Genomic DNA, 20,631 nt, shown 5'->3' on the forward strand with positions numbered 1-20,631 from the left:
AAGCCACTTTATCGTGTTTAAGGGCCTACATGGCTCTTTGCATCTCGTTTTGGGGCACATCGGTGCCCATTACTTTGCGTTCTGACGGAACTAAAACACCATGCGTACTAGCCAATATCTGCTCTCCACCCTGAAGGAGACACCTGCCGACGCGGAAGTCATCAGCCATCAGTTGATGCTGCGCGCTGGGATGATCCGCAAGCTGGCCTCCGGGTTATACACCTGGTTGCCGACCGGCTACCGAGTTCTGAAGAAAGTCGAAAACATCGTGCGTGAAGAGATGAACAACGCCGGTGCTATCGAGATTTCCATGCCCGTGGTACAACCCGCCGATCTGTGGCAGGAGAGTGGTCGCAGGGAACAGTACGGCCCGGAATTGCTGCGCTTTGTCGATCGCGGTGACCGCCCGTTTGTTCTCGGTCCAACGCATGAAGAAGTGATTACCGATCTGGTGCGCAACGAGCTCAGCTCTTATAAGCAGTTGCCGCTGAATCTGTTCCAGATCCAGACCAAATTCCGCGATGAAGTGCGCCCGCGTTTCGGCGTAATGCGTTCTCGCGAATTCATCATGAAAGATGCCTACTCGTTCCATACCTCGCAGGAATCATTGCAGGTCACCTATGACGCGATGTACGACGCCTATAGCCGTGCATTTAGCCGCATGGGGTTGAACTTCCGCGCGGTTCAGGCGGATACCGGCTCCATCGGTGGCAGCGCATCACACGAATTCCAGGTGCTGGCACAGAGCGGCGAAGACGACATCGTTTTCTCTACTGACTCCGAGTACGCCGCCAATATCGAATTTGCTGAAGCCGTTGCCCCCACGCTGGGACGTGCAGAAGCGAAAGAAGAGATGCGTCTGGTTGATACCCCCAACGCCAAAACCATCGCCGAGTTGGTTGAGCAGTTTAATCTGCCGATCGAAAAAACGGTCAAAACGCTGCTGGTGAAAGCGACACAAGAGAGCGGACACAAGCTGATTGCCCTACTGGTGCGCGGCGATCATGAGCTGAATGAAGTTAAAGCGGAGAAACTGGAGCAGGTCGCCAGCCCGCTGACCTTCGCAAACGAGGCTGAGATTCGCGACATCGTTGGTGCAGGCCCAGGCTCACTAGGTCCGGTTAATATGCCAATACCGGTGATTATCGATCGCACCGTCGCGGCAATGAGCGATTTCGGCGCGGGCGCAAACCAGGACGGCAAACACTTCTTTGGCATTAACTGGGAACGTGACGTTGCACTGCCGCAAGTGGCAGATATCCGCAACGTGGTTGAAGGCGATGCCAGCCCAGACGGAAAAGGCACCCTGTTAATCAAACGTGGCATCGAAGTGGGTCACATCTTCCAACTGGGCACCAAATACTCTCAGGCGCTGCAAGCCAGCGTGCAAGGTGAAGATGGTCGTAACCAGATCCTGACCATGGGTTGTTACGGTATCGGGGTGACGCGCGTAGTGGCTGCCGCCATCGAACAGAACCACGACGATCGTGGCATTATCTGGCATGACGCCATCGCCCCCTTCCAGGTGGCGATCCTGCCGATGAACATGCACAAATCGTTCCGCGTGAAAGAACTGGCTGAAGACATTTATCAGCAACTGCGCGCCAAAGGTATCGATGTGCTGCTCGACGATCGCAAAGAGCGTCCGGGTGTGATGTTTGCGGATATGGAATTAATCGGCGTGCCGCACACTATCGTCATTGGCGATCGCAATCTGGATAACGACGAGATCGAATATAAATATCGTCGCGACGGAGAGAAAAAGATGATCAAGGTCGGCGAGATCGTTGATTTTTTATCCGCCAATACCGTTCGTTAATACGCAGCAATAAAGCATAAAAAAGAGGTGGGGTTTTCCCCACCTCTTTTATTTGACTGATAGTCGACTCAACGTGCAAATACGGCATTCAGTTCTGCTTCGTTATTCACGGAACAGCTCTTCAATATCCAGCCCCTGTACTTGCAAAATTTCACGCAAACGGCGCAGCCCTTCCACCTGAATTTGGCGCACGCGTTCACGGGTCAAGCCAATTTCACGACCAACGTCTTCAAGCGTTGCCGCTTCATACCCCAGCAGCCCAAAACGACGAGCCAGTACTTCACGCTGTTTAGCGTTCAGTTCGAACAACCATTTAACGATATTCTGTTTCATATCGTTGTCTTGCGTGGTGTCTTCTGGTCCGTTGTTTTTTTCATCCGCCAGAATATCCAGCAGCGCTTTATCAGAGTCCCCGCCCAATGGCGTATCGACCGATGTGATACGCTCATTCAAGCGCAACATGCGATTTACGTCATCAACAGGTTTGTCGAGCTGCTCGGCGATCTCTTCCGCACTGGGCTCGTGATCCAGATTATGTGAAAGCTCACGCGCGGTACGCAGATAAACGTTCAATTCTTTAACGATATGGATAGGCAGACGAATCGTACGGGTTTGGTTCATGATAGCCCGTTCAATCGTTTGGCGAATCCACCATGTGGCATAGGTTGAAAAGCGGAAACCCCTTTCGGGATCGAACTTCTCAACCGCACGGATCAAACCAAGATTACCTTCTTCGATGAGATCCAACAGCGCCAGACCGCGATTGTTGTAGCGACGGGCAATTTTCACCACCAGCCGCAGGTTGCTTTCAATCATACGGCGTCGCGATGAAACATCACCGCGCAGCGCTCTACGGGCAAAAAAGACTTCTTCTTCAGCGGTCAGAAGCAGAGAGTAACCGATCTCCCCTAAATAGAGTTGGGTAGCATCCAGCACACGCTGGGCTGCACTTTGGGATAACAACTCATCGTCGGATGCCTCATTATCCCCCGCTTCTTCCTCCGCTAGCGCCTTTTCGTCAAAAACATCAAGTCCATTTTCCTCGAACTCGGCATCATCATGTAACTCGTTAACTTTCAGCGTGCTTTGGCTCATAAGTGGCTCCTACCCGTGATCCCTTGGCAGAATACCGAAATACTCTGCCCGATTTATCGCTGCGGAAGGTAACGCAGCGGGTTTACGGATTTCCCCTTGTAACGAATTTCAAAATGCAAGCGTACTGAACTGGTTCCGGTGCTACCCATGGTAGCGATCTGTTGACCCGCGTTGACCTCTTGTTGTTCCCGGACCAGCATAGTGTCATTATGGGCATAGGCGCTCAGGTAATCATCGTCGTGTTTGATGATGATCAGATTACCGTACCCGCGTAAAGCGTTGCCCGCATAAACAACACGCCCTGAAGCGGTCGCCATGATCGGTTGCCCACTAGTGCCAGCGATATCAATCCCTTTGTTTCCCCCCTCCGACGCGGAGAAACTATCTATGACTTTCCCCTCAGTAGGCCAACGCCAGCTGCCGACAGCAGGAGCACTGCTTTCAACAACCGCGGGGACAGTCACAGGAGCCGTCACGGCAGCTCCAGTGGAAGGCAACATCTTACCTACATTCTGTTTACCCAAATTTCCACAATACGCATTAGTTGACTGAGAATCAACCTGAGTTGTTTGAATTTGCGTCATTGATGGCGGCTGAGGCACACCGCCACGCGTGGCATCGGAAGGTGCCAGCATACCGCCGCCGCTACCCGTACCGCCTGCCAGCATGCGTCCGCCGCCGGCCGATCCGCTGCTTACCGGCGCGGAAGAACCGTCACTCACCTGAAGCACCTGCCCGACGTTCAGGCTATAAGGCTCAGGGACATTGTTACGCTGAGCCAACTCGCGATAATCACTGCCAGTAATCCAGGCGATGTAGAACAACGTATCGCCCCGTTTTACCGTATAGGTGCTGCCGCCATAGCTACCTTTAGGAATGGCGTTATAGCTACGGTTGTATACAATGCGACCATCGCGCGTGGTGATCGGCGCATCACCGGAAGATGATATATTAGAAGGCGCAGTCGCGAGCATTCCACCGCGGCTGCTGCTATTGCCCTGACCGCCTACGCTGCTGATTGGGGCGGGTTTGCTGTCGTTATTGGAACATCCCGCCAACCCCAGAATAATTGCCGTGCACGCCGCCATCTGACGCAGTGTTCTCGTTTGGCTTCCCATGCGCCTTGCTCCCCTATAACCGTAATACTCAATCAATACCTTAATGAGACTACTCGGGACCCGCCCTGTCATCACCGCATTGGCACCCGCTCAATGCTAACAATATCAACATGTTCTCACTATGACAGGGTTGTATTGAAATAAGTTCTATTGAAATAAATCGTAAATGACTGATACCCATAAACGTGCTTGCAAAGGTATCAGGCTAGTTCGCCTTTGACCAGTGGAACAAATTTAACCGTTTCAATGGTATTAACCACAAATTCTCCACCGTGGCGTTGTATGCGCTGCAACGTTTGCGACTGTTCTCCCACCGGGAGCACCATAATGCCCCCTTCATCCAATTGCGCTATCAGCGCATTCGGAATTTCAGGTGCCGCCGCCGTCACAATAATGGCATCAAACGGGCCGCGTGACGGCCAGCCTTGCCAACCATCGCCGTGTCGGGTGGAAACATTGTGCAGGTCCAGTTGCTTCAAACGCCGTTTAGCCTGCCATTGCAACCCTTTGATACGCTCAACGGAAAAAACCTGCTTTACCAAATGCGCCAAAACCGCCGTTTGGTAGCCGGAACCGGTGCCAATTTCGAGTACGCGAGACGCGGGCGTCAATTGCAACAGGTCGGTCATGCGGGCAACCATATAAGGCTGAGAGATGGTTTGACCGGAGCCTATCGGCAACGCGGTATTTTCATAAGCCTTATGCTCAAAGGCTTCGTCGACAAAACGCTCACGCGGCACAGCCTCGATAGCCTTAAGCAATCGCTCGTCATGAATGCCCTGCTGACGCAACAGTGTCAGCATCGTTTGCATGCGCTTGTTCACCCTATCCCGTCAGCCTCAGTCGTGATTAACGTCTTCATGCCTTTACTCAATAATGACAATGCCTTGCCGTGAGTTAGCACCCTTATTGCGTAGGTACTATATATAGGTACTGCATAGGTACTATATCGTTACTAGACCAGACACAGCATCTCAATCAGCGATATCCATCTGTTCAAGCGGCGTGATGAGCTCACGCACAACGCTGGTGGCAAAACTGCCTGCCGGTAGCCAGAAATCCAGCGTGACCGACGAATCATCAAGCCAGGACCAGCACATCTGTTGCGGATAGAGCAGCGCGGCACGGCGCGCAACCTCCACCCGTTCACGACGCAGCAATCCAAGCAGCGTCTCGTGCCCCACCAGGCAGCGTTGTTCAAACGCCAACGCGTCACCCTGAGTGCCAGGATCGCCGTCACCGGGCAGCGGTGCTGTCACGCACAGCTCACGGTTATCAACGCGCGTTTGCAGTGCTGCTAACTCGTCCTCATTTGCGACAAACCAACTGCCGCGCCCGGCCAGTTGCAGCGCATCACCCCCCAGCACTTGCGTTGCCAACCTCTGACTCAAACGTTGGCTTACGATGAGATTGAACAGCGCGCTACGGCTGGCCGACAGATAAAAGCTGCGTTTACTGCGCTCGCTAACGCGAATCTCGTCTCTGGCCCAACGTGCCGCCTGAATCAGGTTGTTGCCGCCGCGACCAAAACGCTGACTGCCAAAATAGTTCGGCACGCCCTGTTCGGCAATCGCCGCTAGCCGTGCTTCGACGGCAGCACAGTCGCTGATATTGCGCAGCGTCAGCGTGAACTGATTGCCGCGCAACTCACCGATACGCAGTTTGCGCAGATGACGGGCACTGTTAAGGATTTCACACCCTTCAAGCGCAAAAGCGGAGAAATCGGGTAACACTTTGCCCGGCAAATGCAGGCAAAACCACTGCTCCGTCACCGCATGCCGGTCTTTCAAGCCTGCATAACTCACAGCACGCGCGGGAATACGGGCAAATTTCGCCAACGCTTCAGCCACAAACGAAGTGTTGCAACCACGTTTACGTACCTGAACCAGCAGATGTTCACCATCGCTGTCCGGTGCAAAACCCAGATCTTCCACCACACGGAAATCATCGGCGCTTGCTTTGAGCGTTCCTGTCGCCTGCGGTTCACCATGCAGCCAGAACAGACTTTCCATGTTGAGCGTAGCGGGTTCTCGCTGCATTACCATGCGACCACTTCACTCCGTTCATCTTTCACCAACAGCGCAACCGCCTCGCAGGCGATCCCTTCTCCACGTCCGGTAAACCCGAGCTGTTCAGTGGTGGTGGCTTTTACGTTGACGTCATCCATATGGCAGTGAAGATCTTCTGCCAGATTCACCCGCATTTGCGGAATGTGCGGGGCCATTTTCGGCGCTTGCGCAATGATAGTGACATCCAGATTGCGCAGTCGATAGCCTTTTTCTTGTATCCGCTGCCACGCCTGGCGCAGCAGTTCGCGGCTGTCCGCGCCTTTGTAGGCGGGATCGGTGTCGGGAAACAGTTTACCGATATCACCTAGCGCCGCCGCGCCGAGCAGTGCATCGGTTACCACATGCAGCAACACATCCCCATCAGAATGCGCCAACAATCCCTGAGGATAAGGAATACGAACCCCGCCGATCACCAATGGGCCTTCGCCGCCCAGTTTGTGGACATCAAAACCGTGACCAATACGCATGGGGTTATTCTCCTTGATTAGCGAATGGTTATGAAACATGAAACCGGTGAAGGGTACATCACACGCTTGGCGGTGCCAATCGAGCCAGGTAGAACTCGGCCAGCGCCAAATCCTCAGGACGTGTCACTTTAATATTATCAGCACGCCCTGCAACAATCTGTGGATGATAGCCGCAATACTCGAGTGCCGACGCCTCATCGGTCACAACAGCCCCTTGTTGTAACGCGCGCTCCAGGCAATCTTGTAATAATAACCGTGGAAACAGTTGCGGCGTCAAGGCGTGCCATAAATTGCGGCGATCAACCGTGTGCTCAATCGCCTCACCCTGGCTACGCTTCATGGTATCACGCACAGGTGCAGCAAGAATGCCGCCCACGTCGCAGTGCCGAATAAGCTGTAACAAGCGCTCCAGATCCTGAAGGTGCAAACACGGACGTGCGGCGTCATGCACCAACACCCAGGGCGCATCACTGACCGCGCGCAAGCCGGCCAGCACCGAATCAGCCCGCTGTTTGCCGCCGAACACCACGCTGACGCGCGGGTCCTGTGCCAGCGGCAAGGCGGCAAAGCGCCAGTCGTCGGGACTGATAACCACCACGGCACGCTGAATGTGCGGATGCTGAAACAGCGCAGCCAGCGTATGTTCAAGCAGCGTTTTTCCATGGAGGGTGAGATATTGTTTTGGACAGTCGCACTCCATTCTGCTGCCGTTTCCGGCGGCAGGCAGAACGGCGACAACCTCAGGTAAGGAGTCAGACATGGGTTAACGTGACGTCATAGGGTTAGAAGACGACAGAGAGCTGGATGGGCCAGAATTTGCAGATGAAGACGCCGTCGCCGCACGACGACCAGCTTGATCCGGCACCAGACGATAGAAGCTCTCACCCGGTTTGATCATGCCCAGCTCATTGCGCGCACGCTCTTCAATGGCTTCTTGTCCACCGTTGAGATCGTCGATTTCCGCAAACAGCTGTTCGTTCCGGGCTTTGAGCTTGCCGTTGTTGCCCTGTTGGACAGCCACGTCATCTTTAACCCGAACATAGTCATGAATGCCATTTTTACCCAGCCACAGCGAATATTGCAGCCAACCGAGCAAAATCAATAATAACAGCGTTAGCTTTCCCATCCCGCCCCCTGAAAAACCGCCTAATCATCCCATAACTTTGCCTTCGACTCCATATTATCAGGGTGGATTAGCACACAGAGGCACTTTCAACGCCGTAAAGATCCCAATAATCAGGATAGCTATTCATTTGTATTTTAGTGGAAATACGGCGTAAGGCGCCAATAATGGCAGAGAGTCTACGGGATTTTTACCTGCGAATAAGTTGAACCTTTAGGTCGACCTGTGTATTTTTATGAAAATAAAATGCATAAAACAGATGATTCATCTGCCACACTTTGATCCAGGAGATAACATGTTCAAACCCTTTTTGTTCGCTGGCACGCTGTTCGCGGCGGCATTTTCCACATCTATCGCTGCGGCAGAACAAACCTATGTGGTGGGTGCAGGCGGAACCTATCGTCCTTTTGAATTTGAAAACGCGCAGAAGGAGTTGGAAGGATTTGATATCGACATCATTAAAGCGATCGCCAAGGCGGAAAATTTCTCCATCAAACTGGTCAACACGCCGTGGGAAGGGATCTTCGCTACGCTGAATTCCGGCGATCGCGATATCATTATTTCCGGGATCACCATTACCGACAAACGTAAACCGATGGTCGATTTCTCTTCTCCGTACTTTCCGGCAGAACAGTCAATCGTGACGCCAAAGGACTCCAGCATTGGCACAATTGCTGATTTGAAAGACAATAAAGTCGGTGTGGTGAACTCCAGCACCGGTGACGTGGTGGTTTCTTACGTGCTGGGAAAAAACAACACGGCAATCAAGCGTTTCGACAACACGCCGCTGATGTTGCAAGAGCTTTATGAAGACGGTATCGGTGCCGCCGTCGGTGATGTCGGTGTGATCAAATTCTATATAAAAACCCACCCTGAGAAGCAGTTTAAACTGGTGTCCGATGCCAAATTTCAGCGTCAATACTTTGGCATCGCCGTTGCTAAAGGCAACGACGCACTGCTGGGTAAGATCAACGCTGGCCTGAAAAAGATTGTTGCCGATGGCACCTATGCGCAAATCTATCAGAAATGGTTTGATAATGACGTTCCTGCCCTGCCTGCTCAGTAAACCGCAGTTTGCACGCTGACTCGGCGTGTCTTGCATTCAAGGCCTCTGTCACGACGCGAATCAATGACGCGTAAGTGACAGAGGCGCTTTATCACCTCGCCTATGACACCAAAAAGGACCGCACGCGATGGGATTTCGTTGGGAGATCATTCAGGAATATGCCCCGTTGTTTATGGAAGGGGCCTGGATGACAATAAAATGTACGCTTATCTGCGTTATTTTGGGGACCTGCTGGGGGCTGACGCTCGGATTAGGCCGCCTGGCGCAAGCGCCGCACGGCCCCTGGAAGTGGATATTACACTATGGCGTACAGTGGCCTGTGCGTATTTATGTCAGTGCGTTGCGCGGTACGCCACTTTTCGTTCAGATTATGGTGGTGCATTTTGCACTGATTCCATTACTCATTAACCCGCGAGACGGTTTATTCGTCAGCGGCGGCCTGATGTCTGCGGATTTCGCACGCATGCTACGTGCCGACTACGGTGCCTTCCTATCGTGTATCGTGGCAATCACCCTGAATGCCGGTGCCTATGTGTCCGAAATTTTCCGCGCTGGCATTCAATCTATTGACCGCGGACAGATGGAAGCATCGCGTTCATTGGGCATGAGCTACGGCCGCACCATGCGCAAAGTCATTCTTCCTCAGGCATTTCGTCGCATGCTGCCGCCGCTCGGCAACAATGCTATCGCCATCGTCAAAGATTCATCACTCGCTTCTGCGATTGGGCTGGCCGATCTCGCCTACGCGGCACGTACGGTGTCAGGTGCCTATGCCACCTATTGGGAACCCTATTTGACCATTTCTCTGGTTTATTGGGTCATCACTTTCCTGCTCTCGGTTCTGGTGCGGCAGATGGAAATAAGGTTAAGCAAAAGTGATTCACGTTAATAAGTTGCAAAAACATTTTGGTGATACCCATGTCCTGCGCGGTATCAGTTGCACTATCGCACCACAGGAAGTGATCTGCATGATCGGCCCTTCCGGTTCGGGAAAAAGCACGTTCCTGCGCTGTTTGAATGCGCTGGAAACGCCGACCGGTGGTGAAATCACCGTCAACGGATTTGCGTTGCACAATCCCAAAACCGATCTCAACCGGTTACGTGAAAGCGTAGGTATGGTATTTCAGCGCTTCAATCTGTTTCCGCACATGACGGTGTTGGAAAACATGATCATGGCCCCTATGGACGTGAAAAAGCTTTCACGCACCCAGGCTGTTGAACGCGCCCGTCACCTGTTAGAAAAAGTTGGCCTGCTCGATAAAGTGGATGCCTGGCCCAATAGCCTTTCTGGCGGACAACAACAGCGCGTCGCCATTGCCCGCGCATTGGCCATGGAACCGGCCATTATGCTGTTTGATGAGCCCACCTCGGCGCTTGATCCGGAGCTGGTAGGCGAGGTGCTGTCGGTCATGAAAACGCTGGCAACAGAGGGAATGACTATGGTGATCGTGACTCATGAAATGGCATTTGCCCGTGAAGTCGCAGACCGTATCATCTTTATCGATCAGGGAATTATTCAAGAAGAGGGAGAGCCGGAAGCGCTATTTACGGCACCGACCAATCCGCGAACTCAAGCTTTTCTCAGTAAAGTCCTTTAACACCACAGTGGCGTGCGCGATGCGCGCGCCGCTTCTCACCATCCGGTGATCAGCGAAAACACCAGCCAGAAAAGGCAGACAATAACCGCACCGCTGGACAGTACCATCAGCGTCATATTGCCTTTGAAAATTACACTGAAAAAAACGCCAATCAGCACCGACGCAGGCATCAGTACCAGAAAAAACGGCCAGGTGTAGAGCATAAAGAATAACGTGGTATTGGTGCCATAAACCAAAATTGGCACCACAAAGGCCAGCCAGTAGAAAGAAAAACCAGCGATGGCTCCCATAAACGGGTAGGTACGTTCATCTTCACGCCCCCTTGGCCGCTTACTTACCGATAATTGCGTTACGTTCTGCATAGTCTACCCTGTAACACTCCGCCCCACCGCGAAAGGCGGTGACACCTGACAGAGCCAATCAGACTTTGATAATAGCTCGACTGTGCAGTAGATCTAATAACTGATCGGCCAAATTTGTTACCAATTGTTCGCCTTCCAGGCGTAGCTCAGGCGCGTGTGGCGGCTCATAGACGACATCGATACCGGTAAAATTGGTCAGCGCGCCCGCTCGTGCTTTCTTATACAATCCTTTAGGATCACGCGCTTCGCATACGGCCAACGGTGTATCGACAAACACTTCGATAAACTTTCCTTCCGGCAGCGATTCACGCACCATCTGGCGCTCCGCGCGATGGGGGGAAATAAACGCCGTCAGCACCACCAGCCCGGCATCCACCATCAGGCTGGCCACTTCGCCTACACGCCGAATGTTTTCGCGCCGATCGGCATCAGAAAAGCCCAAATCGCGGCACAGCCCGTGGCGCACATTGTCGCCATCAAGCAAATAGGTGCTAACACCGAGTTGATGTAAACGCTGCTCCAGTTGCCCTGCCAGCGTGGACTTTCCTGACCCTGACAGGCCTGTGAACCAGATAACCGCCCCTTGATGGCGGTGCAATCGCTCCCGATCGCGGCGTGCCACCGGGTGATCGTGCCAGACAATGTTGTCATCACGATTGCCATCAACAGCGTGATGCTTCTCTTCCGGAGGCAACGCCATGCTACTTTCCTCCCAGCAGATCGCGCACCCCCCAATGCGGGAAGTGACGGCGCACCAGCGCATTCAACTCCAGCTCAAACGCACTATAGGCAGACGGTTCCTGCGTCACCTGAGCAATCGCCTCGCGTACCAGGCCGGCACCGACGGTTACGTTGCTCAGTCTGTCGATAAAAATCATACCGCCCGTGGTGGCGTTTTGCTGATAGGGCTCCAGCAGCAGCGGCTCATCAAAGGTCAAATCCACCAGACCGATACCGTTCAACGGCAAACTTTCAGTAACACGCTGCGTCAGTGAATTGATCTCAACCTGATACTGAATATTGTCTACCCGCGCGCGGGTTTTCTTGCCCGCCACCTTGATGTCATAGCTATGCCGCGGCACCAACGGTTGCTCCGCCATCCACACCACATCGACCTGCGCATGCTGCACCGCACGCAGCTCATCTGCCTCCGGCACCAACAGATCGCCACGGCTGATATCCACTTCATCGGCCAGCACCAGCGTGATCGCTTCCCCCGCATGGGCCTGTTGCAGATCGCCATCAAAGGTCACGACGCGTGCCACGGAAGAGGTTACGCCAGATGGCAACACCCTCACGCGCTGTCCGACCTGCACCACGCCGGAGGCTAGTGTTCCGGCATAACCGCGAAAATCCAGGTTGGGCCGATTCACATACTGCACCGGGAAACGCATCGGCTGCGTATCGCTATCACGCGTAACGTCGACCGTTTCCAGCACGTCCAGCAGCGTAGGGCCGCTGTACCATGGCATTGTGGTGCTTGGCGTCGCCACATTATCCCCATCCAACGCGGAGATAGGCACAAAGGTCACCTGTAACGTTGATGGTAGCTGCTGGGCAAAATCGAGGTAATCCTGCTTGAACTGCTCAAATATCGTTTGCTGATAGCACACCAGATCCATTTTATTCACCGCCACGACTAGATGGCGAATACCCAGCAACGTGGCAATAAAGCTATGACGACGGGTTTGATCCAGTACGCCTTTGCGCGCATCGATCAACAGGATCGCCAGATCGCAGGTCGAGGTCCCGGTCGCCATGTTACGGGTGTACTGCTCATGACCGGGGGTATCGGCGATAATGAATTTGCGTCTTTCCGTGGAGAAATAGCGGTAGGCGACATCAATGGTAATGCCCTGCTCACGCTCGGCCTGCAAACCGTCCACCAGCAACGCCAGATCCAGCTTCTCACCCTGCGTGCCTAACCGCTTGCTGTCATTGCGTAACGTGGAAAGCTGATCTTCATAGATCTGACGCGTGTCGTGCAGCAAGCGGCCAATCAAGGTACTTTTGCCGTCATCGACGCTGCCGCAGGTCAGAAAGCGCAGTAAACTTTTGTGCTGCTGCGCGTGCAAATAGGCTTCGACTCCACCCTGATCGGCAATCTGTTGTGCAATGCTTTGGTTCATTTGACGATTCCTTAGAAATACCCTTGACGCTTTTTCAGTTCCATCGAGCCGGCCTGATCCCGGTCAATGACGCGCCCTTGCCGTTCGCTGCTGGTCGAGATCAGCATCTCTTCAATAATTTCCGGCAGCGTCTGCGCGTGTGACTCCACCGCGCCGGTCAACGGCCAGCAGCCGAGGGTACGGAAGCGCACCATACGCTGTTCGATAACCTCGCCCGGTTGCAGATCGATACGATCGTCATCCACCATCAGCAACATGCCGTCACGTTCCAGCACCGGACGCGGAGCGGCCAGATAGAGCGGCACAATGTCGATATTTTCCAGGTAGATGTATTGCCAGATATCCAGCTCCGTCCAGTTGGAGAGCGGGAACACGCGAATACTTTCCCCTTTGTTAATCTGGCCGTTGTAGTTATGCCACAGCTCTGGGCGCTGATTTTTCGGGTCCCAGCGATGAAAACGGTCGCGGAAGGAGTAGATACGCTCTTTGGCGCGGGATTTCTCCTCATCGCGCCGAGCACCACCGAATGCAGCATCAAAGCCGTATTTATCCAGCGCTTGCTTCAACCCTTCAGTTTTCATGATATCGGTATGTTTGGCGCTGCCGTGTACAAAGGGATTGATGCCCAACGCTTCGCCCTGCGGGTTACGGTGCACCAGCAGTTCGCAGCCGTAAGCTTTGGCCGTGCGATCGCGGAAGGTGTACATCTCGCGAAACTTCCATCCGGTATCCACATGCAGCAGCGGAAACGGCAACGTGCCGGGATAGAACGCCTTGCGCGCCAGATGCAGCATCACGGAAGAATCTTTGCCGATGGAGTACATCATCACCGGATTGCTGAATTCTGCCGCCACTTCGCGAATGATATGTATGCTTTCCGCTTCAAGCTGTCGCAGGTGCGTCAGTCGTTTCTCGTCCATAACCCTTCCTCAAGCCAAATTCACGAACGCAGAACGTCCGGTTTTCCCGGTCTCCTGCGCCTGTAGACCAAACCAGGCGAGTTGATGGTGCAGTGCAACCACCTCGCCAATCACCAATAATGCCGGCGTCGGAACCTGATGTGCCAAGGTCTCCAACTGCGCCAGCATGCCGATGTTCACGGACTGATCCGCTCGCGTACCACGGCTAATCACCGCCACCGGCGTATCCGGCGCACGCCCATGGGCGATCAGTTGCTGGCTGATTTCCGCCGCTTTCACCGTACCCATGTAGATAGCGAGCGTCTGGCGCCCACGCGCCAGCGTGGACCAATCGAGCACTTCTCCGTCGGGACGGCAGTGCCCGGTAATAAACAGCACGCTTTGCGCGTAATCGCGGTGGGTAAGCGGGATACCGGCATAGGCAGTAACGCCCGCAGCCGCCGTGATCCCCGGTACGATTTGGAAGGGAACCCCGGCCTTTGCCAGGTATTGCACTTCCTCACCGCCGCGCCCAAAGATGAACGGATCGCCGCCTTTCAGGCGCACCACACGTTTACCGCTTGATGCCAGCGTAAACAGCAGACGGTTGATCTCCCCCTGCGGCAATGAGTGCGCGGAGGCGCGCTTGCCGACGCAGATTTTTTCCGCATCGCGGCGCACCAGCTCCAGCACTTCCGGGCTCACCAGATGGTCATAGAGCACCACATCCGCCAATTGGATCAGTTGTAAACCACGCAGGGTCAACAAACCGGCGTCTCCCGGCCCGGCCCCCACCAGTGCCACATCCCCCTGCACCTGCTGAGGTTGATCTAACTGCTGGCGCAGGGTTTCTTCTGCAACCTTCTGTTGCCCGGAGGCGATCTGGTCAGCAAAAGGGCTATTAAACAGCCGCTCCCAAAACTGACGACGCGCACGCATCGAATGAAACCGCTCTTTGACCCGATCGCGCCATTCCCCCGAAACTCGGGCCATATCGCCCAAACTGGCAGGGAGCAACGCCTCGAGTTTCTCGCGCAATAAGCGCGCCAACACCGGCGCTTGTCCCCCCGACGAAATCGCCACCACTAACGGCGAGCGATCGACAATAGACGGAAAAATAAACGAGCATTTGGGCTGATCGTCCACCACGTTAACCAAGCGATAGCGCTGCTGTGCCGCTTTAGACACCGCTGCGTTCAACACCACATCATCGGTAGCGGCGATCACAAGAAAGACCTTATCCACCTGTTCTGGGGAGAATTCCTGCGCCAGCCAGTGCAACTGACCGGCGTTGTGCTTTGCCAATAGCGGCTCTGCCAGGGATTTGGCCACCACATGCACGTCGGCACCCGCACGCAACAGCAAATCAATCTTGCGCGTTGCTACCTCACCACCGCCGACCACCAACACTACACGCTGCTTCACTTCAGCGAACAAAGGGAGATAGTTCACAATCGCCTTAACAAAGTTAAAAATTGGATAAGTAGACTATACGGTGCTGTAGGAAGGGTTATGAAATGCCGAATTGGAATGATAAGTTCCGTAATGGAATAAAAGCGGGGCAGGAAGTGCAACGTAATGCTTATCGATTGATTTTTGTTGGATTATAAAAACATCTTTAGGCTCATGCAGCGTGAATATCACCACTGTGAGAAAAGATTTCAGGTTGAGGAATTATGAGCTAAGCCCAGTCAGGTCGGCCATCTCTGACCGACCTGGGGGGTTGACCCTGTACATAAATTTGTGTAATTGCCTGATTTTGATATGTTCAATCCAACATCAAAAACAGGTTAATTTATGGACGAAAAACAGTTGCAGGCTCTGGCTAACGAACTGGCCAAAAATCTCAAAACCCCTGACGCTCTCAGCCAATTCGATCGCCTGCTGAAGAAAATCAGCGTTGAGGCTGCTCTCAACGCCGAAATGTCCCACCATCTGGGCTACGATAAAAATCAGCCCAAACCGGGGGCCAACTCCCGCAACGGCTATTCCACAAACACCGTGACCAGCGGCGATGGCCCTCTGGAACTACGTACTCCGCGCGATCGTGATGGCTCCTTCGAACCACAACAGGTGAAGAAAAACCAGACCCGGATCACCGGGATGGATAACCAAATCCTGTCCCTGTACGCCAGAGGGATGACCACCCGCGAGATAGCGTCTGCGTTCAACGAGCTGTATGACGCGGATGTCTCACCGGCGCTGGTCTCGAAGGTCACCGACGCCGTGATGGAACAGGTTACTGAATGGCAAAATCGTCCACTGGATGCAGTCTATCCCATTGTTTACCTTGACTGTATCATCCTGAAGGTCCGGCAGGACAGTCGCGTCATCAATAAATCCGTGTTCCTGGCACTGGGTATCAACATCGAGGGCCAGAAAGAACTGCTGGGTATGTGGCTGGCCGAAAACGAGGGCGCGAAGTTCTGGCTCAATGTGCTGACAGAACTAAAAAACCGCGGCCTGAACGATATCCTCATCGCCTGTGTCGACGGTCTGAAAGGCTTCCCGGACGCCATCAACGCGGTGTATCCGGAAGCCCGCATCCAGCTGTGCATCGTGCACATGGTACGCAACAGCCTGAGGTTCGTCTCTTGGAAGGACTACAAAGCCGTCACACGCGACCTGAAAGCCATCTATCAGGCCGCTACGGAAGAAGCAGGCCAGCAGGGGCTGGAAGCATTCGCCAGCGCATGGGACAGCCGCTATCCACAGATAAGCCGGAGCTGGCAGACGAACTGGAGCAATCTGGCAACGTTCTTCGCTTACCCGGCAGATATCCGCAAAGTCATCGACACAACCAACGCCATCGAGTCGCTGAACAGTGTGATCCGGCATGCGATTAAAAAACGCAAGGTGTTCCCGACTGACGACGCAGTGAAAAAGGTGGTGTGGCTGGCAATCCAGTCGGCCTCACAGAAATGGACGATGCCACTGCGGGACTGGCGTATGGCAATGAGCCGTTTTATTATCGAGTTCGGTGACCGCCTGGACGGTCACTACTGAGAAAGGCATTTACACAGAATCATGTACAGGGTCCTGCGTGCCAGGCAAAGGGCGCTTGCTCTTCCATGTAGTTACACTGTGCCAATTCCAGTTGCACCGCATGTTGCTGTTGCGCAGGTTGCCCGTAGGCGCGGGTGATGTAGCCGCCCTTGAAACGCCCGTTAATCACCCAACTGTATTGATCCTGTGCTTCACAGCATGCACGTATTGTCGCTTCTACCTCGCGAGAACAGCTTTCGCCACCGTTGGTACCGATGTTCAAATCGGGCAGCTTGCCGTCAAACAGGCGCGGAATGTGTGACGCAATGGAGTGGGCATTGAACAGCATGGCATAGCCGTAACGCGCTTTGAGGCGATCGAGTTTTCGCTGGATTTGCTGGTGATAGGGCTGCCAGATATGTTGCAGGTAGCCGTTACGATGCTCAGGCGTTGGGGCTTTACCCGCGACAAAAGTAGGCGTGCCATCAAACAAGGTGCTGGGAAACAGCCCGGTGGTGGCGCTTGCGTAGAGCGGCGTATCGTCAGCGGGACGGTTGAGATCGACCACCATGCGCGAATAGTGGCCCACCAATATGCTGGCTCCCATCTCGCGTACAAAATCATACAGCTGTTGAATATGCCAATCGGTATCCGGCTGAGGGCGCGCTGCGTCACTCAGTCCGTCTTCGACTTCGGGCGTAAGCCGGGTTCCCGCGTGGGAAATACTGACCAATAACGGCAGCGTGCCGCTTTGAAAATCAAACGGTTCCATGACGAACACTCCCTCGATAAACGGTGGTACAGGGTAACTGCCCACCCAGCCAATAGGTTAATTCTGCCGGACGCGCTACCGGCCAGTGTACTAAATCGGCCACTTTGCCAACCTCCAGCGATCCGTGGCTCGTTTGTAGCCCCAGCGCGCGGCGTGGTAGGTGACACCGGCCAATGCTTCTTCCGGCGTGAGTCGAAACAGAGTGCACGCCATATTGAGCATCAGACGCAGAGAGAGGGCCGGTGAGGTGCCGGGATTGCCATCGCTGGCGATGGCCATGGGCACGCCGTACTGGCGCAGCAATTCTACCGGCGGTCTCTGCGTTTCGCGCAGCAGGTAAAAAGCACCCGGTAACAGCACGGCGACCGTGCCGCTGGCCGCCATGGCCCGAACGTCCTCTTCCGTCAGGTATTCCAGATGATCGGCAGAGAGCGCATGGTAGCGTGCCGCCAAGGAACTGCAGCCTAGTGCGGAGAGCTGCTCTGCGTGCAATTTTACTGGCAGTCCGAGCTGCCTGGCGGTGTTAAACAGTGTTTCAACTTGCGCAGGGGAAAACGCCAGGTGTTCGCAGAAGGCATCAACGGCATTGGCCAACTGCTCTCGTGCGACCTGCGGCAGCAACTGGTCGCAGAGTGTGGTAATCCATGCGTCCGCGCGCCCTGCGTATTCCGGTGGAACGGCATGAGCTGCCAGACAGGTAGCAACCACCTGCGCGGGCACCTGTGCGGCCAGTTGGCGTATGGCGCGGAGCATTTTCACTTCGCTGTCGATATCCAGACCATAGCCGGATTTGATCTCGACGGTAGTGACGCCTTCGGCTAACAGCAAGGCTAATCGTTGTCGTGCGCTTTCGACCAACTGCTGTTCCGTTGCGGCACGCGTGGCGCGCACGGTGGAGAGAATCCCTCCACCGTTGGCGGCGATGTCGGCATAACTTACGCCATTGAGACGCTGTTCGAATTCGTCACTGCGATCGCCACCGAACATCAGGTGAGTGTGGCAATCAATAAAACCGGGCGTAATGATACCGCCGTCGAAGTGGGTAGTTGTATCGGCGTCATAGTCTGGTAGCTGCGCTTGCGGCCCAGCCCGGGCGATCCTGCCCTCTGCTAAGGCAAGCGCGCCATCATGAATGATCTGGTAGCGCACATCACGCAGGGTGACGAGATCTGCGCCAAGCCACAGGCTGTCGCAGGATAATCGTTGAGTCATGATGTCACTCTTCTTATATATACAACCAAAGACAAGCTAACCTACCCGCACTGGAACGACAAGGGCCGCAGGATAGCTTTTTCTTATTGTGACCATAATAATTCACTATAGCCGTTGGCCGGTAAACTGGTATATGTATAGGTATATACAACTGGCAAGGCACTCAAACCATAACCGTCAACCATGCCGAGCTTCTTCGCTCCGCGCGCCCTGTTGCCGAAGGGATGGGCGCGCAATGTCCGCATTGCCGTTTCCGCCGAAGGCGTGATTACTGGCGTCGAGCAAAACGCCACGTCAGAAGAAACGCAGTCATTGCCGGGTATTGTGCTGCCCGCGATGGCGAACCTGCATTCACATGCTTTTCAGCGCGCGATGGCTGGGCTGGCAGAAGTGGCGGGCGATCCGCAAGACAGCTTCTGGACCTGGCGCGATCTGATGTATCGGCTGGTAGGCCACCTGACGCCGGAACAGGTCAGAGCTATCGCCAGCCGACTCTATATCGAGATGTTGAAAGGGGGCTATACCCCACCTAGTTATACACATCTCTGTTCGTGCCTGAGCGCGCGTAGCGTTTCGGCGGCCGTCATGACTTTCTGCAAGCCTTTCCTGATAGTTTTTGCGCCTGGTTCACCGTCGCCTTTTCGAGCAAGAAAGCCTCCGAGTTGCGCAACTAAGCGCAATACTTCGTTTAGCTTAGGGCGGCCCTTGGGCATACGCTTGTTCATCAGTAGGTAAGCGCCATGAGTCTCGTCGGAATCAAAGAACAACATTGCGTCCAGCTCTGGACAGGTTCGTCCCATACGCATTAAATAGGCGATGCGCCATGCCACGATCATGAACAGCGCCAATGCCCGCTCAATGCGATCCACGGTCGATAACTGTAACGCTTCGACACAGCAGCCGTTCTTCAGCACATTGAAGAACATCTCGATTTCCCATCTAGCCCGATACCAGTCGATCAACTCCACGATATCTTCTCGTCCTTCAGGTACGCGATTGCTCAGCAACCGCCACTCGACCGGCTTCACGCCTGCTGGCGGCTCAATTTCCTTGGCTATCACACAAGTCACTGCCAACCCGCAACGCAGCGACACTCGCTTCACGCGCAGCGCCTGTTTCACCGTACGCGCCTTCTGCCCCGCGCGAGCCGCCATAACGAATTGGATTTCTCCCACCGGCACGGTCTTTCCAACCTTCTGCCAAAGCTTCTCATTACAGTCCAGACTGCGATTATGAGTCGAGCGGATCAACCAGTCAGCCGGAGTGCCAAGGTCATCAGCGAGCTGCATCAACGCCTTGATATCCGCTTCGCGATCGGCTAAGTACACCAGACGTGTGTTTGGCAACTCCGAGGCGAGTTCAGCAACTCGCTCGTATCCCTCGAGCCAGCGCGTACTCTCCTTGAGCCCATCGCGTTTTCCGTCTGCATCCTTCGGCTCTCTTGCCCACATCCACGCATCCAGTACGCCCAACCCCACGCGATCCGGACTGACCGCGTAGGTCGGATGCAGGTACAGACCACGCCTGGCTTCGTAGTTCAAGGGACTCAAGCCTTGGATTTGCTGCCCGTTGAAGTCAAGCTTGGTAGTGTCTTGGATACACAGCACAACCTCGTGTTCTCGGATCCTTTCCTGCGTACGCTGCCAGTGAGGTTGCAGAATGTCTCGCCATTCGAATGCTTGGTTCTCCATGAAGCGGTAAGCACCCAGCGTCTCAGACCATCCGAGGCACGCATGCGTAATGCTGGCTTGCGGATTCTCAGCCAGCCGTATCAAAAGCCCTTTGGCGCGCTTATTGAGCCTCGTGTCACCAAGATTTACCCCTTCCAGTTCTTGGTGTGCCCAGCCATCTGAATCCCGTGTCATTTTTCAGCGCCGTAAATGGCGATAGTACACGTCGGTTTCACTTCATTTACAA

At 54.4% G+C, this 20,631-nt stretch carries 19 protein-coding genes and 2 pseudogenes; 6 read left to right on the forward strand and 15 right to left on the reverse strand.

Annotated elements, in window-relative coordinates:
• Positions 1-100 precede the first annotated feature (100 nt).
• Positions 101-1,819 carry a proline--tRNA ligase gene (proS, locus tag ACWWJF_RS05230; protein WP_455868855.1) on the forward strand — a complete coding sequence of 573 codons (1,719 nt, stop codon included), beginning with the start codon at positions 101-103 and terminating at the stop codon, positions 1,817-1,819.
• Between the two features lie 102 nt (positions 1,820-1,921).
• On the opposite strand, the gene rpoS is transcribed toward proS, so the two are convergent.
• The 7 genes from rpoS to ftsB all read right to left on the reverse strand — a co-directional run bounded on the left by rpoS (position 1,922) and on the right by ftsB (position 7,694).
• Positions 1,922-2,914, reverse strand: coding sequence for an RNA polymerase sigma factor RpoS (rpoS, locus tag ACWWJF_RS05235; RefSeq protein ID WP_455868856.1), 993 nt, complete (start codon positions 2,912-2,914; stop codon positions 1,922-1,924).
• A gap of 53 nt (positions 2,915-2,967) precedes the next feature.
• The gene (gene nlpD, locus ACWWJF_RS05240) at positions 2,968-4,032 is read right to left on the reverse strand and encodes a murein hydrolase activator NlpD (RefSeq protein ID WP_455868857.1); all 1,065 of its coding nucleotides are present in this window, start codon (positions 4,030-4,032) and stop codon (positions 2,968-2,970) included.
• Positions 4,033-4,232: 200 nt separating this feature from the next.
• Positions 4,233-4,844 carry a protein-L-isoaspartate(D-aspartate) O-methyltransferase gene (locus ACWWJF_RS05245; protein ID WP_264626104.1) on the reverse strand — a complete coding sequence of 204 codons (612 nt, stop codon included), beginning with the start codon at positions 4,842-4,844 and terminating at the stop codon, positions 4,233-4,235.
• A gap of 162 nt (positions 4,845-5,006) precedes the next feature.
• Entirely contained in the window at positions 5,007-6,044 is a 1,038-nt protein-coding gene (gene truD, locus ACWWJF_RS05250; RefSeq protein ID WP_455868858.1) for a tRNA pseudouridine(13) synthase TruD, read from the reverse strand.
• 26 nt (positions 6,045-6,070) lie between these two features.
• Complete coding sequence (gene ispF / locus ACWWJF_RS05255) at positions 6,071-6,568, reverse strand: 2-C-methyl-D-erythritol 2,4-cyclodiphosphate synthase (protein ID WP_455870939.1); 498 nt, start codon at positions 6,566-6,568, stop codon at positions 6,071-6,073.
• Between the two features lie 58 nt (positions 6,569-6,626).
• Positions 6,627-7,328 carry a 2-C-methyl-D-erythritol 4-phosphate cytidylyltransferase gene (ispD, locus tag ACWWJF_RS05260; protein ID WP_455868859.1) on the reverse strand — a complete coding sequence of 234 codons (702 nt, stop codon included), beginning with the start codon at positions 7,326-7,328 and terminating at the stop codon, positions 6,627-6,629.
• Positions 7,329-7,331: 3 nt separating this feature from the next.
• The gene (gene ftsB, locus ACWWJF_RS05265) at positions 7,332-7,694 is read right to left on the reverse strand and encodes a cell division protein FtsB (RefSeq protein WP_455868860.1); all 363 of its coding nucleotides are present in this window, start codon (positions 7,692-7,694) and stop codon (positions 7,332-7,334) included.
• A gap of 292 nt (positions 7,695-7,986) precedes the next feature.
• On the opposite strand from ftsB, the gene ACWWJF_RS05270 reads away from it, so the two are divergent.
• The 3 genes from ACWWJF_RS05270 to ACWWJF_RS05280 all read left to right on the forward strand — a co-directional run bounded on the left by ACWWJF_RS05270 (position 7,987) and on the right by ACWWJF_RS05280 (position 10,355).
• Positions 7,987-8,757 carry a basic amino acid ABC transporter substrate-binding protein gene (locus tag ACWWJF_RS05270; RefSeq protein WP_455870940.1) on the forward strand — a complete coding sequence of 257 codons (771 nt, stop codon included), beginning with the start codon at positions 7,987-7,989 and terminating at the stop codon, positions 8,755-8,757.
• A 127-nt stretch (positions 8,758-8,884) separates the two neighbouring features.
• Entirely contained in the window at positions 8,885-9,646 is a 762-nt protein-coding gene (locus ACWWJF_RS05275) for an amino acid ABC transporter permease (protein WP_264626099.1), read from the forward strand.
• On the forward strand, positions 9,633-10,355 hold the full coding sequence (locus tag ACWWJF_RS05280) for an amino acid ABC transporter ATP-binding protein (RefSeq protein WP_455868861.1): 723 nt from the start codon (positions 9,633-9,635) through the stop codon (positions 10,353-10,355). Before ACWWJF_RS05275 ends, ACWWJF_RS05280 begins: the two co-directional genes overlap by 14 nt.
• Before the next feature lie 35 nt (positions 10,356-10,390).
• Here ACWWJF_RS05280 and ACWWJF_RS05285 read toward each other — a convergent pair whose 3' ends face one another.
• Genes ACWWJF_RS05285 through cysG form a run of 5 tightly spaced genes read right to left on the reverse strand, consistent with a single transcriptional unit; the run spans position 10,391 to position 15,197 of the window.
• A complete protein-coding gene (locus ACWWJF_RS05285; RefSeq protein WP_455868862.1) occupies positions 10,391-10,717 on the reverse strand; it encodes a DUF3561 family protein in 327 nt (108 codons plus the stop codon).
• A 58-nt stretch (positions 10,718-10,775) separates the two neighbouring features.
• Positions 10,776-11,480, reverse strand: a complete 705-nt coding sequence (cysC, locus tag ACWWJF_RS05290) for an adenylyl-sulfate kinase (protein ID WP_455868863.1) — start codon at positions 11,478-11,480, stop codon at positions 10,776-10,778.
• Complete coding sequence (gene cysN, locus ACWWJF_RS05295) at positions 11,419-12,846, reverse strand: sulfate adenylyltransferase subunit CysN (RefSeq protein WP_455868864.1); 1,428 nt, start codon at positions 12,844-12,846, stop codon at positions 11,419-11,421. The genes cysC and cysN overlap by 62 nt, the downstream gene beginning before the upstream one ends.
• Positions 12,847-12,857: 11 nt before the next feature.
• Positions 12,858-13,766, reverse strand: coding sequence for a sulfate adenylyltransferase subunit CysD (cysD, locus tag ACWWJF_RS05300; protein WP_455868865.1), 909 nt, complete (start codon positions 13,764-13,766; stop codon positions 12,858-12,860).
• 9 nt (positions 13,767-13,775) lie between these two features.
• Complete coding sequence (gene cysG, locus ACWWJF_RS05305) at positions 13,776-15,197, reverse strand: siroheme synthase CysG (RefSeq protein ID WP_455868866.1); 1,422 nt, start codon at positions 15,195-15,197, stop codon at positions 13,776-13,778.
• Positions 15,198-15,542: 345 nt separating this feature from the next.
• Between cysG and ACWWJF_RS05310 the strand changes: the two genes are divergently transcribed.
• Positions 15,543-16,751 carry an IS256 family transposase gene (locus tag ACWWJF_RS05310; protein WP_455868867.1) on the forward strand — a complete coding sequence of 403 codons (1,209 nt, stop codon included), beginning with the start codon at positions 15,543-15,545 and terminating at the stop codon, positions 16,749-16,751.
• A gap of 19 nt (positions 16,752-16,770) precedes the next feature.
• On the opposite strand, the gene hutG is transcribed toward ACWWJF_RS05310, so the two are convergent.
• Positions 16,771-17,502 carry an N-formylglutamate deformylase gene (gene hutG, locus ACWWJF_RS05315; protein ID WP_455868868.1) on the reverse strand — a complete coding sequence of 244 codons (732 nt, stop codon included), beginning with the start codon at positions 17,500-17,502 and terminating at the stop codon, positions 16,771-16,773.
• Positions 17,489-18,714, reverse strand: a pseudogene (gene hutI / locus ACWWJF_RS05320) (imidazolonepropionase). Before hutI ends, hutG begins: the two are co-directional and overlap by 14 nt.
• Positions 18,715-18,897: 183 nt before the next feature.
• On the opposite strand from hutI, the pseudogene ACWWJF_RS05325 reads away from it, so the two are divergent.
• Positions 18,898-19,257, forward strand: a pseudogene (locus ACWWJF_RS05325) (formimidoylglutamate deiminase); the annotation flags it as partial.
• Here ACWWJF_RS05325 and ACWWJF_RS05330 read toward each other — a convergent pair.
• Positions 19,248-20,579, reverse strand: coding sequence for an IS4 family transposase (locus tag ACWWJF_RS05330; RefSeq protein ID WP_455868869.1), 1,332 nt, complete (start codon positions 20,577-20,579; stop codon positions 19,248-19,250). The pseudogene ACWWJF_RS05325 and the gene ACWWJF_RS05330 overlap by 10 nt on opposite strands.
• Positions 20,580-20,631: the final 52 nt, after the last annotated feature.

It is taken from the genome of Symbiopectobacterium sp. Eva_TO (assembly GCF_053848865.1).

Coding starts and splice junctions, on each gene's coding strand:
- ACWWJF_RS05285 (WP_455868862.1), bottom strand. CDS start 10,717: ATGCAGAACGTAACGCAATTATCGGTAAGTAAGCGGCCAAGGGGGCGT.
- truD (WP_455868858.1), bottom strand. CDS start 6,044: ATGGAAAGTCTGTTCTGGCTGCATGGTGAACCGCAGGCGACAGGAACG.
- proS (WP_455868855.1), top strand. CDS start 101: ATGCGTACTAGCCAATATCTGCTCTCCACCCTGAAGGAGACACCTGCC.
- ACWWJF_RS05245 (WP_264626104.1), bottom strand. CDS start 4,844: ATGCAAACGATGCTGACACTGTTGCGTCAGCAGGGCATTCATGACGAG.
- ispF (WP_455870939.1), bottom strand. CDS start 6,568: ATGCGTATTGGTCACGGTTTTGATGTCCACAAACTGGGCGGCGAAGGC.
- ACWWJF_RS05310 (WP_455868867.1), top strand. CDS start 15,543: ATGGACGAAAAACAGTTGCAGGCTCTGGCTAACGAACTGGCCAAAAAT.
- ftsB (WP_455868860.1), bottom strand. CDS start 7,694: ATGGGAAAGCTAACGCTGTTATTATTGATTTTGCTCGGTTGGCTGCAA.
- nlpD (WP_455868857.1), bottom strand. CDS start 4,032: ATGGGAAGCCAAACGAGAACACTGCGTCAGATGGCGGCGTGCACGGCA.
- cysD (WP_455868865.1), bottom strand. CDS start 13,766: ATGGACGAGAAACGACTGACGCACCTGCGACAGCTTGAAGCGGAAAGC.
- ACWWJF_RS05275 (WP_264626099.1), top strand. CDS start 8,885: ATGGGATTTCGTTGGGAGATCATTCAGGAATATGCCCCGTTGTTTATG.
- ACWWJF_RS05330 (WP_455868869.1), bottom strand. CDS start 20,579: ATGACACGGGATTCAGATGGCTGGGCACACCAAGAACTGGAAGGGGTA.
- hutG (WP_455868868.1), bottom strand. CDS start 17,502: ATGGAACCGTTTGATTTTCAAAGCGGCACGCTGCCGTTATTGGTCAGT.
- rpoS (WP_455868856.1), bottom strand. CDS start 2,914: ATGAGCCAAAGCACGCTGAAAGTTAACGAGTTACATGATGATGCCGAG.
- cysN (WP_455868864.1), bottom strand. CDS start 12,846: ATGAACCAAAGCATTGCACAACAGATTGCCGATCAGGGTGGAGTCGAA.
- ispD (WP_455868859.1), bottom strand. CDS start 7,328: ATGTCTGACTCCTTACCTGAGGTTGTCGCCGTTCTGCCTGCCGCCGGA.
- cysC (WP_455868863.1), bottom strand. CDS start 11,480: ATGCGCTGGTGCGCCGTCACTTCCCGCATTGGGGGGTGCGCGATCTGC.
- ACWWJF_RS05270 (WP_455870940.1), top strand. CDS start 7,987: ATGTTCAAACCCTTTTTGTTCGCTGGCACGCTGTTCGCGGCGGCATTT.